This is a genomic window from Bradyrhizobium sp. CCBAU 51765, assembly GCF_015291725.1.
GTDB lineage: Bacteria > Pseudomonadota > Alphaproteobacteria > Rhizobiales > Xanthobacteraceae > Bradyrhizobium > Bradyrhizobium liaoningense.
The window spans coordinates 6,271,839-6,286,115 of the sequence record NZ_CP030038.1 but is presented as its reverse complement, the minus strand read 5'-3'; the positions used below and the strand labels follow the sequence as shown (position 1 = coordinate 6,286,115).

Below are 14,277 nucleotides of genomic sequence, written 5' to 3'. Positions count from 1 at the left end.
TCAGGGCTTCACGAAGCGGGAGCCCTCTGCCGATGGCGAGTGGGCACTGCGACTGTGCGAGACGATGCGAAGCTTGCGCCTGAGCCACCAGGCCGTCACGGAAACGATGGCCCAGACCGTCAATGCGGCGATGAAACCGAGGGCAACACTTGCACCGACGGTGGCATGGAAGACGACAGCGAACGCCGCGAGGCCGATGCCGCCGAGTGCTGCACCTGCCGCATCGAGCGCTGCGGCCTCCTGCCCGCGACGCCGCCCGCTCAGCCCGGCCTTCTCCTTGGCGTGACGCTCGTGGCTTTCGATCAGGGTCGCGGTGGCACAGAAGATGGCCGGGAGTGCAAGAAAGAGCCCGCCGACAGAAACGCCGAAATGCGCGCCGATGACTCCCGCGAGCACCGTCGCGCAGCCGCCGAGCGCGAAGCGAACGGCGTATTCGTACCACCGCGTCTGTTTCAGTGCGGATGACGATAGCTTCACCAGCATCAGGCGGCACCTCCCAAACCGGCGAGCAGACCGAAGGCAACCCCGAGCCATACGACAAAGGCAAGGACCGTCGCGGGGAGCGCGCCGAGACGGATCCTCATCAGGAGATGACAGACGGCGAGGCTGTAGCAGGCGAGCGCGATGGCGCCATAGATCATCGTCCAGCTCGCGGCCGCGGCATATTGCGGGCCGTGCTGGACCACGGCGATGCCAAGGGTGGCCAGCGCGACCGACGGAGCTGCGCCGAGAAGCCCGGCAAAGCTCTTTGGCCGCAGCATGTCACCGAGGATTGCGAAGATGGACACGATCAGCCCGCCGGCGACGAAGCGCACGAGATATTCCGTCATGGCCGTACCCGCGAGGCTTCGGTCCGCTGCTGCTGTGATTTCGCCAGCGTGAACCGCCTGAACAGTCGCTCGACGACGATGCCGAGCGTGAAGCCTGCCACCACGTCGCTGATCCAGTGCGCCAGCAGCGCCACGCGTGTCAGCGACAATGTCACGGCGAGCGAGCGTGCCAAGCGGCGCGAGGCCGGCGGCAACAGGCCGGCCGCCGAGGCGAGGGCGCCCATATGCACGGCGTGACCGGAGGGAAACGCGTCGTGAGGGCGTCCCGAATAGGGAATACCGCGCCGGTGGCCGCTCACGGTGAGCCGGTCAGGCCTCGTCTGGTCGAATACGGATTTCAAGACATGCGGCACTATCGCCGTCACCAGCGATACCATCAGGACGTGATCGGCAACGGGACGCCGCTGCGGATGCCGGAGGCTGGTGTAGAGCCATCCGGCCGCAGCGAGCGCGAGCAGCACATGCTCGTCGGCGCCCCAGGTCATTGTCTGGGCGGCATGCTCGAGTCCTGAGTTGGTATTGTGTGCGATCTCGTTGGCGATCGCCGTATCGATCCGGGTGGGTTTCACTGTTACGAGCGCCATCGGTCCGCCGGCGAGTTTTCCTCCATGACGGTTTTGTAAAGCCCGGAGCCAAAGAAGGTTCCTGAACTGTCACGGGGCCTCGGCCCGCCGTGCCGCAACTACGGTTGTCCGGAGCCGCCGGCGGCGCCATAGACCTGTCCCGTCGCATAGCTTGCATCGGCGGCGGCAAGCTGCACGTAAATCGATGCGAGCTCGACAGGCTGGCCGGGACGGCCGAGCGGTGTCATGCCGCCGAATTTTTCGAGCTTGTCCATCGTGGCACCGCCGGAGACCTGAAGCGGCGTCCAGATCGGTCCGGGCGCGACGCCATTGACGCGGACGCCCTTTGAGGCGAGCTGCTTCGCCAGCGATTTCACATAGTTCATCGTCGCCGCCTTGGTCTGCGCATAGTCGTAGAGATCCGGCGAAGGATCGTAGGCCTGCTCGGACGTCGTGCCGATGATGCAGGAGCCGGGCTTGAGATGCGGCAGCGCCGCCTTGATGATCCAGAACGGCGCGTAAAGGTTAGCCTTCATCGTTGCATCGAAATCCTCTGAGGATACGTCGAGGATAGAAGCGCGCGTTTGTTGCCGAGCGGCATTGCAGACGACGATGTCGAGTCCGCCGAGGCCCTGCGCCGCCTGCTCGACCAATTGCTTGCAGAAGGCCTCGTCCTTGAGATCGCCGGGGATTGCAAGTCCGGTGCGCCCTTCCTTTTTGATGAGTGCGATCACCTCCTGCGCGTCGGGCTCTTCAGCAGGGAGATAGTTGATTGCGACATCGGCGCCTTCGCGCGCATAGGCGATTGCGGCGGCACGGCCCATGCCCGAATCCCCGCCAGTGATCAGCGCCTTGCGGCCGGCGAGCCGGCCGGAGCCCTTGTAGCTGGTCTCGCCATGATCTGGCCGCGGCTCCATCCTGCCGGCAAGGCCCGGCCAGGGCTGCGACTGTTTCTTGAACGGCGGCTTCGGATAGCGGGTTAAGGGATTGGTCAAGTCGGTATCTGCCATGGACGCGTTTCCTTGCGCTGCTGAGGACGCCAGCGAAGCCGCCGCGAGCGTCGCGCTCGCGGCGTGGACGACGTGCCGGCGGGACAGTGAGGTTTTGCTGTGGTTCGACATCATGCTCTCCGCGATGTTCGAACCTCAATGCGCGGAGACGGCCATCGTTGCCAAGAAGGACGCCAGACGCGCCGGCGTCCTTCTGCAATGTGTTACTTGGTTTGACCGACGCTCGGCGCCTTGCCGAGCTCCTTGGCCATGTCGAGGTGGTGCTTCAGTGCCGGCAGGGTCTTGCCGGCCCAGTCCTTCAGCGCAGCATTGTCGCCGCCCTTGGCATAGCGTTCGAACAGGGAGACGGCGTCCTCATGGGCGCTGACCTGATAGGAATTGTAGTCCGAGCTGAAGTCCTTGCCGGTCGCGCTCTTGAGCTTGTCGAGCTTGCCCTGATGGGAGCTGTCGAGCGCGGTCGGTAGCGTCGCCTGCACCTTGCTGCCGTTGACAAGCCCCTTGAGCTCGGTGCTGGTCTTGGTGTGATCGGTCACCATCTGTTGCGCGAAGCTCTTTTCCTGCGCGTTGCCCTTTTGCTGGGCGAGCTTGCTCGATTCGATCTCGAACATGTCGCTGATCGCCACCTGCTTGACGAAGTCGGCAGTGGATGGAGCGACGCCGAGCGCCGAGTTGACGCCGGTCTTCTCGCCGAGCGACTGGGCGAGCGCGGGGCCCGCGAGAGCCACGCAGGCAAGTGCGATGATGGTTCGTTTCATGGTCAAATCCCTCCGATAGGTCGCGCGGCCGTTTGCCGGCGAATGTGCGCCGACCAACACGTCGCAGGAGCCGAGGTTCCTAATCACTGGCCCGCAGGACGGCGACCGGTCCGCGGATTGATCGGATCGGTCGCCTTTCGCCGCAGCCGCTCCGGAAGGAATGGCTCCGCCGACGTGGGGGTCGCGTCGGCGCGCACGTCCGCATGGTGCTGCGCCTGCTCATGCGGCGTGCGGTTGTCGTTGATCTGCCGCTTGACGTCGAGGCCTCCGACCGGATCGTTGACGCCGTGCTGGATGTCGCGGAAGTCGCTCATTGTTTCACCTCATTGCTTCCCGGGCAGGATCGATTCGAACATCTGCCGCGCTGCTCCCTTGATCATCCCGCTTTCGTTCGGATCGCCCTTCATCAGCGCGAGCGAGAAATTCTTCGCCTGCTGCAAGGTGATGTGCGGCGGCAGCGGCGGCACCTCCGGATCGGTTTTCACTTCCAGCACAACCGGCATGTCACTCGCCAGCGCCTGCTCCCAGGCGGAGCCGAGCAGCTGTGGGCCGTCCACGAAGATGCCGGTGAGGCCGATCAGCTCGGCGAAGCGTGAATAGGAGACGTCAGGAATGCGCTGCGAAGCCTCGAACTTGGGATCACCGTTGATGATGCGCTGCTCCCACGTCACCTGATTGAGGTCTTCGTTGTTGAAGACGCAGACGATGAAGCGCGGATCCCGCCACGAGCGCCAGTATTTCGCAGCCGTGATCAGTTCGGCCATGTTGTTCATCTGCATGGCGCCGTCGCCGACCAGTGCGATCACCGGCCGGTCCGGCTGGGCGTATTTTGCGGCGAGCGCATAAGGAACTGCGGCGCCCATCGAGGCGAGGCCGCCGGACAGCGAGGCCGTCATGCCGCGCCGCATCTTCAGGTCCCGCGCGAACCAGTTGGCACACGAGCCGGAATCGCTTGTGATGATGGCGCGGTCGGGCAGGCGCGGGGACAGTTCCCAGGCGACAAGCTGAGGGTTGACGGGCGCCGCGGGCTGATGTGCGCGGTCGTCCAGCGTCTTCCACCATCTCGCAACATCGTCTTCAATGCCCCGGCGCCAGGCGTCGTCAGTCTTGGGCGCGAGTCGCGGCAGCAATGCGCGCAGCGTCTCGGCGGCGTCGCCGACGAGACCGACCTCCACGGGAAAACGGATCGACAGCATGCTGGCGTCGATATCGATCTGAACGCCGCGCGCGCTGCCTTCCTTGGGCAGGAATTCGGCGTAGGGAAAGGCCGAGCCCACCATCAGCAGCGTGTCGCACTCCATCATCATGTTGTAGCTGGGCTCGGTGCCGAGCAGGCCGATCGAGCCTGTGACCCACGGCAGGTCGTCGGGCAGCGCGGCCTTGCCGAGCAGTGCCTTGGCGCAGCCGGCCGACAGCCGCTCGGCAACCGCGATCACCTCGTCGGTGGCGTGAAGCGCGCCGGCGCCGACGAGCATCGCGACCTTCTTGCCGGCGTTGAGCACCTCCGCGGCGCGGTCGAGATCGGCCTCACGCGGCATGATGCTGGGTGGGCTGTAGCCAATGCCGGAATGCAGCGTGCCGTGTTCACGGGGCGGATCCTCGTAAGGTTCCTCCTGCAGGTCGTTGGGCAGGATGACCACGGTCGGGGTCCGCCGCGCCAGCGCAATCCGCACCGCGCGGTCGATCAGGTGCCGCACTTGCGCAGGCGAGGATGCCTGCATGACGTAGGCGCCGGCAACATCCTTGAACATCGAGAGAAGATCGAGTTCCTGCTGATAGTGGCCGCCGAGGGCGTTGCGCGACTGCTGGCCGACAATCGCCAGCACGGGCTGGTGATCGAGCAGCGCATCGTAGAGCCCGGTGACGAGATGCGAGGCGCCGGGGCCGGAGGTCGCAATGCAGACGCCGAGCTCGCCCGAGAACTTTGCGTAGGCGGTCGCCATGAACGCTGCCATTTCCTCATGCCGCGCCTGCACGAAGCCGATCTTGCCGCCGGCCCGGTTCATTGCACCGAACACGCCGTTGATGCCGTCGCCGGGATAGCCGAAGATGTGGCGCACGCCCCATTGATGCAGACGCTGGACGATGAAGTCGGAAACGGTCTGGGACATTGCGTGTGGCCCTTGGTTTGTCAGGTGCATGAAACTCAGAGAACCGCTCGTTTGGCGCGATGTTCCTGACCGCTCACGGAACATGCACCGGAACGATCCCGTGCCTATCCGGTTGGCTTTGCACGTGGCTGAGCGGAGAATTGCGATGTTGAACCAAGACGAACTGGATCGCAGCGAGACGGGCCGTTTGATCGGCAGCGACAAGGTCGAGGGAACATCGGTCTATGGCGCCGATCGCAACCGGATCGGTTCGATCGAACGCGTGATGATCGACAAGATCAGTGGCCAAGTGTCCTACGCCGTGCTCGGCTTTGGTGGATTCCTGGGACTCGGCAACGACCACTATCCGTTGCCCTGGCAGTCGCTGAAATACGACACCGAGCTCGGCGGTTATGTCACCGGCATCACCACCAAGGAGCTGGAAGGCGCGCCCAAATATGGCTCACGAAGCGATTGGAACTGGAGTGATGACGCCGCCGTGCGTGGTATCAACTCCTATTACGGCGTTCCCTTCGCTTAACGTTTCAGGAAGGTGAGATCGATGAGCAAGGAACGGCCCAACGACGATCCCCGGCAGCAGAACGACTGGGGTTCGCACCGACAGACGGACAAGCCCTGGAAGGGCAACCCCGAGAAGGAGCAGGGATCGGACGAGGTGAAGCCCGATCTCGAGAAGTGGCACGAGACGAAGACGCACTGAAGGTGCAAGGCGGGGGGCGCGCTGGCGCAGACCATTCTGGCGCGGCGCCAGCAATCTCACCAGAGTCGCCTGCTCACCCCACTGCCTGGTCCCGCCCCGGCCCCGCATGCACATGCACCTGCCTGGCTTGCAGCGGCTCACCGCATTCCGAGCACACCATCACGGGATCGAACAGCTTGCCGCAAATCTTGTGCTCGTGCAGCAGCGGCCGGCCGCGCTCGTCGCCCATATGCGTGTCACCCCAATGCACCATCGCCATGATGATGGGGTAGAGGTCGAGCCCCTTCTGAGTGAGGATGTATTCGTAGCGCTTTGGCGACTCGGAATACGGGACGCGGCGCAGGATGCCGAAGCGGACCAGCTTCTTCAGCCGCTCGGAAAGCAGATGACGCGTGATCTGGAGCGAGGACTGGAACGCCTCGAACCGGCGCACCCGCAAGAAGCACTCGCGCAGGATCAGAAGCGTCCAGCGGTCGCCAATCACGGCGACGGCGCGGGATAGCGAACAGGGCTCTTCGTCCAGCGTGTCCCATTTCATGATACGGTCTCCGGCGGCAGTCAGTCTGAAAAAGGAACTGACATGAAGAGTCAACGCAATAGCGAAACAACCCTACCAATCCTCCCTTGAGTTTGACAGTTCTATTTCGGAACTATAGTCTTCGGTACACTGCCCGCCGCCTGCCTATAGCGGCTCACCGGAGGAGGCGACCTTGCCCAAGCGAAACGCCACAGCGGCCGTCATCGGGGCCGGCGATTTCATCGGCTCCGAAATCGCCAGGAAGTTTGCCGCCGAGGGGTTCTCGATCTTCGCCGGCCGCCGCAATGGCGACAAGCTCGCGCCATTGGTGCAAGATGTCGAAGCCGCCGGCGGCGACATCCACGCGCGCTCGCTCGATGCGCGGAAGGAGGATGAAGTCATCGCCTTCCTCAACGACGCCGACAAGCACGCGCCGCTGGAAGTTTGCATCTTCAATGTCGGCGCCAACGTCAATTTTCCGATCCTCGACACCACCGAGCGCGTGTTCCGGAAAGTGTGGGAGATGGCCTGCTATTCCGGCTTCCTTGCGGGGCGCGAGGCGGCGCGGCTGATGTTGCCGCGCGGCGGCGGCAACATCTTCTTCACTGGCGCCACCGCCTCCTTGCGCGGCGGCAGCGGCTATGCCGCCTTCGCCAGCGCCAAGTTCGGCCTGCGCGCGGTGGCGCAGGCGATGGCGCGCGAGCTCGGGCCGAAGAACATCCACGTCGCCCATCTCATCATCGATTCCGGGGTCGACACCGAATGGGTGCGGCAGCGCAGGCTCGAAGCGCTCGGGCCGAATGCGCTCGACAATCCCGACCTCCTGATGCCGCCATCGTCCGTCGCGAACGCCTATTGGCAGCTCTACCAGCAGCCAAAGAGCGCCTGGACCTTCGAGATGGAGATCCGCCCGTTCGGAGAGAAATGGTGACCGCGGCGCAATAGTCCGGCTAGACTGATCTCAACATCAAGCAAATTCCGGGAGGACCTTAAGTGAAGACCGCGATCACCGAACTGTTCGGCATCGAGCACCCCATCATTCAGGGCGGCATGCATTTCGTCGGCTTTGCCGAACTGGCCGCCGCCGTCTCCAATGCCGGCGGGCTCGGCATCATTACCGGTCTCACGCAGAAGACGCCGGAACTGCTCGCGAAGGAGATCGCGCGCTGCCGCGACATGACCGACAAGCCGTTCGGCGTGAACCTCACCTTCCTGCCGACCTTCTCGGCGCCGCCCTACCCCGAATACATTGCGGCCATCGTCGAAGGTGGCATCAAGGCGGTGGAGACCGCAGGCCGCAGCCCGGAAGCCTACATGCCGGCCCTGAAGGCGGCCGGCATCAAGGTCATCCACAAATGCACATCGGTGCGTCACTCCCTGAAAGCCGAACGCATCGGCTGCGATGCCGTCAGCGTCGATGGTTTCGAGTGTGGCGGACATCCCGGCGAGGACGACATTCCCAACATGATCCTGCTGCCGCGCGCGGCGGAAGAGCTGAAGATCCCGTTCGTCGCCTCAGGCGGCATGGCCGACGGACGCAGCCTGGTCGCGGCGCTCGCGCTGGGCGCGGCGGGCATGAACATGGGCACGCGCTTCATCGCCACCAGGGAAGCTCCGGTGCATCAGAACGTGAAGAATGCGCTCGTCGCAGCGACCGAGCTCGACACCCGCCTGATCATGCGGCGCTTGCGCAACACCGAGCGCGTGCTGAAGAACGCCAATGTCGACCGCCTGCTCGAGATCGAGCGCGAGAAGGGCGACAAGCTCACGATCGACGACATCCACGACCAGGTCGCGGGCGTCTATCCCAGGATCATGCTGGATGGCCAGATGGACGCCGGCGCCTGGAGCTGCGGCATGGTCGCAGGCCTGATCCACGACATCCCGTCCTGCAAGGAGCTCATTGATCGCATCATGGCAGAGGCGGAGACCATCATCCGCAGCCGCCTGATCGGGTTCCTGGACGGGACGGGAGCGACGCGAAAGGTCGCCTGACACCGTCAAACTTCTTAACCACGGCGGCATTTGACCGCTGGAATTGCGCGCGGCGCCCCCTAAATAGGGGTAAATTAGCCCTTTAATAAATCGATTTCAGGAGGCGTCCGTGGTCCTGAAAAACGTTCCCTTCGCAATTGTCCTTGCCCTTGTGATCGCAGGGGGCGGCATTGCGCGCGCTGACGAGTACAAGCCTGACGAATATCTCGGCCTCGATCTCTCCAAGGCCGTTCTGTCGCCGAAGCGTCTCGGGCCGGAGACGCGCTTCGCGCCGCTCGCACTCGAAGCGCGTGGCGGCAACGAGGCGCAGGCTCGGGCTGAGCCTGTCGACGTGCCGAAGAAGGTCGCGGCCGAGCGCGTTCGTGTGGCCGAGCCGAAGGCCGCGCATGCCAGGAGCGCGCAGGCGCGCGGCGCGGCCCGCGCCAAGCTTGCGCGCCGCCACGGCAATCCGCTCGACGCGCAGGCAATGGATACCCGCATCCAGACCTGGCCATGCCGCTCCGGCGGTATCTGCAACTGGAAGCGTTAGTCGAGGCCAAAGCCGTCATCGCCGCGTCGCAAAACCGTAGGCGCGGAGTCAAGAAACCGTAAGCTGGGAGTCAAGGAGCGCAGGCACCTTCCGTCGTGATTCGACGAAGGTTTCCTGAATGGCAACGCTCCGCGCTCCGCGCGCATGGACCCGGCGGCAGTTCCTGGTCCGCTCCGCCTCCAGCCTCGCGATCGCCTCGCTTGCGAAGCCCTCCATCAGTCGTGCCGCCGACCGCCCCCAGATCGCGGGCGGAATCCAGTCCGGCGACGTCTCGGACGGCTCGGCCGTGATCTGGGCGCGCGCCGACCGGCCCGCGCGGATGCAGGTGGAGTGCTCGACCGTCGAGAGCTTCAAAACGATCATTGCGTCGGCTTCCGGCGATGCATTGCCCGACGCCGATCTCACCTCAAAACTGCTGCTGACCGATCTGCCACCGGGCCAGGATATCTTCTACCGCGTGCGTTTCGACGGCTTTGCCACCGGTCTCGCCGGCGAAGGCCGCATTGGCCATTTCCGCACCGCGCCGTCAGCTCACCAGTCGATATCGTTCCTGTGGTCCGGCGATACCGCGGGGCAGGGCTGGGGCATCGACGTCTCGCGCGGCGGCTATCGCAGCTATCGGACCATGCTGGACAACCGTCCGGATTTCTTCATCCACTCCGGCGACCACATCTACGCAGACTGCCCGATTCCTTCCGAGTTGAAACTTCCGAACGGCGAGACCTGGCGCAATGTCGTGACCGAGGAAAAGTCCGAAGTCGCGCATACCCTGGCGCAGTTCCGCGGCAACTACAAATACAACCACCTCGACGAGCACTTCCGTGCCTTCCACGCTGAGGTGCCGATGTTCGCGCAATGGGACGATCACGAGGTCACCAACGACTGGTCACCGATCGGAAGCCATGATGATGCCGGTTACGCCGATGACGGCACCCCGCGCCTTGTCGCGCGGGCCCGCCGCGCCTTCTTCGACTTCATGCCGATCCGCGACATCGGCGCGCGGCACGGCCGCGTCTATCGCAAGATCGGCTACGGCCCGCTGCTCGACGTCTTCATGATCGACATGCGCAGCTTTCGCGACGAGACCTGGAACAAGGGCGACGACCATCGCGGCTGGATCCTCGGAACCGAGCAGCTCGCCTGGCTCAAGCGGGAGCTCGCCGCCTCGCGCGCGACCTGGAAGGTGATCGCGGCCGACTTGCCGATCGGCCTGATCAGCATGGACGCCGTCGCGCTCGGCAACGGGCCGCCCGACCGGCGCGAGCATGAGATCGCCGGTCTGCTCTCCTCCATCAAGCGCGCCGGCATCCGCAACATCGTCTGGCTCACCGCCGATATGCACTACACCGCCGCGCACTACTACGACCCGAACAAGGCGCAATTCCAGGATTTCGAGCCGTTCTGGGAGTTCGTCTCCGGTCCGTTGCATGCCGGCAGCTGGGGGCCTGGCGAGCTCGACGACACCTTTGGCCCGGTGGCGATGTATCAGCACGGCTGCAGCGCGGCGCAGGGCGAGAACCTCGCGCCATGTTTCGGACTGCAGTTCTTCGGCAGGGTCGACATCGATGGCCGCAGCGGTGTGATGACCGTGACCTTGAAGGATGTGGACAATCGTCACCTCTGGTCGGTCGATATCGTGCCGCAGCCGCAGGGGCGGCCGGCCGTGGTGGTGCAGCATTCCTAAGAACCCGATCTTGATGATTGGCTGGCCGGCGACTCGGGCGCTATAGTCGCTACTCTCGCCGTATCTTTTCCATGCCGAAGAGTCTGCCCGCGCGGCATTGCTGCGCGCATCGGCGGCTGCAATATCTCAGGAGCCTGTTTCATGGACCATCTGAAAACACAGGGCATCAGCTTGCCCAAGCTTGGCCTCGGTACCTTCCGCATGCAGGGCGATGCCTGCCGCGCCGCAGTCGAGAGCGCGCTGTCGATCGGCTATCGCCACCTCGATACTGCCGAGATGTATGCCAATGAGGAGCCGATCGGCTCGGCCATCGCATCGTCCCGCGTGCCGCGCGGCGAGCTGCACGTCACCACGAAAGTCTGGCACGAGAACCTCGCCCCTGACGCGATCCGGCGCGCCTTCGATGCCAGCCTGAAGAAGCTCAGGCTCGACCATGTCGATCTCTATCTCGTGCACTGGCCGTCGAAGGCTGCGGACTGGGGTGCGGTGTTCGAGACCTTGATGAAGCTCAAGGAGGAGGGGCGCACGCGAGCCATCGGCGTTGCCAACTTCACCACGGCGCTGCTCAAGGTCGCGGTCGAGGACATCAAGGCGCCGATCGCCTGCAACCAGGTCGAATATCACGCCATGCTCGATCAATCGAAGGTGCTCGGCTATCTCCAGGCCAAGTCGATTCCGCTCGTCGCTTATTGTCCGCTGGCGCAGGGGCGTATCGCCTCGGATCCGGTGCTGGCCGAGATCGGCGCCAGGCACGACGCGACTGCCGCGCAGGTCGCGTTGAAATGGTTGCTCGACCAGGACGGCGTCGCCGCAATCCCGAAGGCCTCGCGCCGCGAGAGCCAGCAGGCCAATCTCGACGCGCTGAAGATCACGCTCGACGATTCCGACCGCAAGAAAATCGCCGCGCTGTCGAAGGATAGGCGTTGCGTCAATCCCGGCTTCGCGCCGGCGTGGGATTAGCTCGAGTGCTTGGGCAATAGAAATGGCCCCGTGAGGGGCCATTTTCATTCGCGTTGCGCATCAGTCCCAGTGATGATGGCGGTGGCTGCGCTTGATCACGACCACGCGGTCTCCGCGATGGTGGCGGTGCCAGCCGCGGTCATGATGGTGCATGCGATATTCGGCGCGGGCGCCGTGCGGACCGTGATGGTGATGACCGCGCTTGATCACCACCGTCTCTGCGCTCGCCAGCGTCGGGGCCGCGATCACGAGCGCACCGAGAGCTGCAACCACATAACCAAGCTTCTTCATGATGTCTCCTCCAAATGAATGCACATCTAAACCGTGTATTCACGCGAACGTTCCGGAGGAACGGGGAGAGAATTCTGAATGGATGTTCAGATGAGCATGATCCGGCCTCAAAGAGCCGCGTCAGCGCAAAGTGTGCGGCGGTTTCCGATTGGATCATGCTTGGGAATGACGGCTAATCGCAGCGTTGCTGCGCGGGCGTTGGTGCGCCGGTGGCGACGTACTTGCCGTCCTTGATCGTGTACTCGCCGCGCTCGCTGCGATTGTAGATCGCGCGCAGGCTGCCGTCCTTCTGCAGCAGGAGTCCGAATTCGCGAGTCTGATGCAGCGCCGGGAAGAACACCATCACGTCGAGCAGGCCCTCGGCATTGACTGTGGCCGACACCACCTCGTTCTCGTCTTTGGCTTCGCCGAAATTGCGCCGGTACATCACCCGGCCATCCTTCCTGATCTCGTAGGTCAGCAGCGCCCCCTTGTCGCGGTCTGGCCGGGCCGCGCAGTCGACCGCCCACGAGCCGAGCAGGCCCCATTCCTCGACGGTCGCGGCCAGCGTCTCGGCACCGGCCATGGAGGTGAACGCAACCCACAGCACTACAGCCGCGATCCAGCGGTTCAAACGTCGCATCATGTCCTGAAAAACCCCGCCTCGAAGACTTCCAAGGTGTAGCATCGCGCCCGCGGCCGTTCCACGGCGGCCGGCGATCACTCGTGAATTTGATCCGCGTCAATGAGGCAGCGCATTTCGAGGGTAGGATGGCATTCCCGAAGGCGAACGTGGATAGACCAATGCTGAATCAAGTCGTGGATTTTGCGGGCGAAGTGCTGCCGGGGAGCTGTGCCGTACCGCCTTACTCGGAGGCGGCGTTTCTGACCGAACTGGGCGATCGCTTGCGGTCCTCGCGCATGCGCTGCGATCTCTCGCGCCGCGAGCTGGCCCGCCGCTCCGGAATCTCCGAGCGCTATATCGCCCAGATCGAGGCCGGCAAGGGCAACGTCTCGATCGTCCTGTTGCTGAGGCTCGCCTCCGCGATCCACGGCAGCCAGCCCCAGGCGGCCTGATATCAGGCCCGCTTCTCGACATTGGCGCTGCGGGCCGGCACCCCGAACTCCTTGCGGCAGACCTCGGCCAGCACGGCGACGCCCTCGCGGATCTGCTGATGCGTGGGGCTTGCAAAGCACAGCCGCAGCCGCGAGCTGGAATGGCTCTTGTTGGTCGACCATTCCGGTCCCGGATTGATCGACACGCCGGCGGCAAGCGCGGCCTGGTACAGCTTCAGCGTATCGACCTGGTCGGGCAGCTTCACCCACAGGAAGATGCCGCCCTTGGGCTCCTCGAACTCGGCGGCCGTGCCGAACTGCTCGTTGAGCGCTTCCATCAGCGTGTCGAGCTTGGTGCGCAACGCCTTCGTCAGGGCCGGCACGTGGGTCGAAAAATGCGGCTTGCAATAGGTGGCGAGCACCATCTGCTCGAGCGCGCCGGACCCGGCATCTGTCTTCAGCGACAGCATCCGCGACATCACCTCCCAGGGCGCGACGATGAAGCCGACACGCAGCGCCGGCGCGATCGACTTCGAGAACGAGCCGATATGGATCACGCCGCCGTTCGGGCTCATCGCGTAGATCGCCGGCGGCCGCTGCCCTGACCACACGAGGTCGGCATAGCAATCGTCCTCGAAGATGGGGACGCCGTATTCGGCCGCGAGCCGCACCAGTTCGGCGCGCCGGCTCTCGGGCATGATGCTGCCGGTGGGGTTCTGCACCGTTGGAATTGTGTAGATGTATTTCGGGCGGATGCCGCGGCTCTTCAGGTCGGCCAGCGCGGAGGCCAGCACGTCCATGCGCATGCCGTCCTCGTCGAGGGGAATGCCGACGACATTGACACCGAGCCGCGCCAGGCGGTTCAGCGAGCCCTGATAGCTCTCCTGCTCGAAGATCACGCTGTCACCGCGCGCCAGCAGCGTGGCGTTGACGAGATCGAGCGCCTGGAGGGAGCCCGAGACGATCAGCAGATCGTCCTCCGTGCAGGTGATACCGGCATCGCGTTTGAGTTTCGTCACCAGGAATTCGCGCAACGGAAGGTAGCCCTGCGGACCGTGTGCCAGACCGTAAGTGGCGAGCGAGCGGCCCTCGCGCCGCAGCACCGTGTTAGTCGCTTCGATCAGCTCGTCGAGCGGCACCTGTTCGGAATCATTGTTGCCGCCGACGAAGCTGTATTTGGCAAGGCCCGTCCAGCGCGCAGAGGGGGCCGGCAGCCCTGCCGGAAACAGGGGCGCGAAATCGAAGCTGGACGTCATGGGAGCGTTCCTCGTTTTGTTCTTGTTAAGCGGCGGCTTTG

Annotated in this window: 19 protein-coding genes; 8 read left to right on the top strand and 11 right to left on the bottom strand. The window is 64.3% G+C overall.

Annotated elements, in window-relative coordinates; translation table 11 throughout:
- The 7 genes from XH96_RS29720 to XH96_RS29690 form a co-directional block, all read right to left on the bottom strand.
- Positions 1-483 carry a hypothetical protein gene (locus XH96_RS29720; protein ID WP_194389118.1) on the bottom strand — a complete coding sequence of 161 codons (483 nt, stop codon included), beginning with the start codon at positions 481-483 and terminating at the stop codon, positions 1-3.
- On the bottom strand, positions 483-830 hold the full coding sequence (locus XH96_RS29715; RefSeq protein WP_194389117.1) for a DUF3147 family protein: 348 nt from the start codon (positions 828-830) through the stop codon (positions 483-485). The genes XH96_RS29720 and XH96_RS29715 overlap by 1 nt, the downstream gene beginning before the upstream one ends.
- The gene (locus XH96_RS29710) at positions 827-1,414 is read right to left on the bottom strand and encodes a phosphatase PAP2 family protein (protein ID WP_194389116.1); all 588 of its coding nucleotides are present in this window, start codon (positions 1,412-1,414) and stop codon (positions 827-829) included. The genes XH96_RS29715 and XH96_RS29710 overlap by 4 nt, the downstream gene beginning before the upstream one ends.
- 98 nt (positions 1,415-1,512) lie before the next feature.
- Positions 1,513-2,403 (bottom strand): SDR family oxidoreductase, encoded by an 891-nt coding sequence (locus tag XH96_RS29705; protein ID WP_194389115.1) that lies wholly within the window; start codon positions 2,401-2,403, stop codon positions 1,513-1,515.
- 203 nt (positions 2,404-2,606) lie between these two features.
- Positions 2,607-3,158: a DUF4142 domain-containing protein gene (locus XH96_RS29700; protein WP_194389114.1), complete on the bottom strand. Its 552-nt coding sequence runs from the start codon at positions 3,156-3,158 to the stop codon at positions 2,607-2,609.
- 83 nt (positions 3,159-3,241) lie between these two features.
- On the bottom strand, positions 3,242-3,472 hold the full coding sequence (locus XH96_RS29695; protein WP_194389113.1) for a hypothetical protein: 231 nt from the start codon (positions 3,470-3,472) through the stop codon (positions 3,242-3,244).
- Positions 3,473-3,481: 9 nt separating this feature from the next.
- Complete coding sequence (locus tag XH96_RS29690; protein WP_194389112.1) at positions 3,482-5,269, bottom strand: thiamine pyrophosphate-requiring protein; 1,788 nt, start codon at positions 5,267-5,269, stop codon at positions 3,482-3,484.
- 145 nt (positions 5,270-5,414) lie between these two features.
- On the opposite strand from XH96_RS29690, the gene XH96_RS29685 reads away from it, so the two are divergent.
- Positions 5,415-5,789 (top strand): PRC-barrel domain-containing protein, encoded by a 375-nt coding sequence (locus XH96_RS29685; protein ID WP_061878418.1) that lies wholly within the window; start codon positions 5,415-5,417, stop codon positions 5,787-5,789.
- Between the two features lie 21 nt (positions 5,790-5,810).
- The gene (locus tag XH96_RS29680) at positions 5,811-5,969 is read left to right on the top strand and encodes a hypothetical protein (protein WP_194389111.1); all 159 of its coding nucleotides are present in this window, start codon (positions 5,811-5,813) and stop codon (positions 5,967-5,969) included.
- Between the two features lie 73 nt (positions 5,970-6,042).
- Here XH96_RS29680 and XH96_RS29675 read toward each other — a convergent pair whose 3' ends face one another.
- Complete coding sequence (locus XH96_RS29675) at positions 6,043-6,507, bottom strand: helix-turn-helix domain-containing protein (RefSeq protein WP_194389110.1); 465 nt, start codon at positions 6,505-6,507, stop codon at positions 6,043-6,045.
- Positions 6,508-6,679: 172 nt separating this feature from the next.
- On the opposite strand from XH96_RS29675, the gene XH96_RS29670 reads away from it, so the two are divergent.
- The 5 genes from XH96_RS29670 to XH96_RS29650 all read left to right on the top strand — a co-directional run bounded on the left by XH96_RS29670 (position 6,680) and on the right by XH96_RS29650 (position 11,654).
- A complete protein-coding gene (locus XH96_RS29670; protein WP_194389109.1) occupies positions 6,680-7,417 on the top strand; it encodes an SDR family oxidoreductase in 738 nt (245 codons plus the stop codon).
- 62 nt (positions 7,418-7,479) lie between these two features.
- Entirely contained in the window at positions 7,480-8,481 is a 1,002-nt protein-coding gene (locus XH96_RS29665; RefSeq protein ID WP_194389108.1) for a nitronate monooxygenase family protein, read from the top strand.
- 109 nt (positions 8,482-8,590) lie between these two features.
- A complete protein-coding gene (locus XH96_RS29660; protein ID WP_194389107.1) occupies positions 8,591-9,010 on the top strand; it encodes a hypothetical protein in 420 nt (139 codons plus the stop codon).
- Positions 9,011-9,128: 118 nt separating this feature from the next.
- Positions 9,129-10,694, top strand: coding sequence for an alkaline phosphatase (locus XH96_RS29655; protein WP_194389106.1), 1,566 nt, complete (start codon positions 9,129-9,131; stop codon positions 10,692-10,694).
- Positions 10,695-10,835: 141 nt separating this feature from the next.
- Positions 10,836-11,654 (top strand): aldo/keto reductase, encoded by an 819-nt coding sequence (locus XH96_RS29650; protein WP_194389105.1) that lies wholly within the window; start codon positions 10,836-10,838, stop codon positions 11,652-11,654.
- Positions 11,655-11,714: 60 nt separating this feature from the next.
- Here the strand turns inward: XH96_RS29650 and XH96_RS29645 are convergent, their stop codons facing one another.
- Positions 11,715-11,945 (bottom strand): hypothetical protein, encoded by a 231-nt coding sequence (locus XH96_RS29645; RefSeq protein WP_061878705.1) that lies wholly within the window; start codon positions 11,943-11,945, stop codon positions 11,715-11,717.
- A 172-nt stretch (positions 11,946-12,117) separates the two neighbouring features.
- Positions 12,118-12,570 (bottom strand): hypothetical protein, encoded by a 453-nt coding sequence (locus XH96_RS29640; RefSeq protein WP_194389104.1) that lies wholly within the window; start codon positions 12,568-12,570, stop codon positions 12,118-12,120.
- 158 nt (positions 12,571-12,728) lie between these two features.
- Here XH96_RS29640 and XH96_RS29635 point away from each other — a divergent pair, with 158 nt between their 5' ends.
- Positions 12,729-13,001, top strand: coding sequence for a helix-turn-helix domain-containing protein (locus tag XH96_RS29635; RefSeq protein WP_061878412.1), 273 nt, complete (start codon positions 12,729-12,731; stop codon positions 12,999-13,001).
- A 2-nt stretch (positions 13,002-13,003) separates the two neighbouring features.
- On the opposite strand, the gene XH96_RS29630 is transcribed toward XH96_RS29635, so the two are convergent.
- Positions 13,004-14,236 (bottom strand): PLP-dependent aminotransferase family protein, encoded by a 1,233-nt coding sequence (locus XH96_RS29630; RefSeq protein WP_194389103.1) that lies wholly within the window; start codon positions 14,234-14,236, stop codon positions 13,004-13,006.
- Positions 14,237-14,277: the final 41 nt, after the last annotated feature.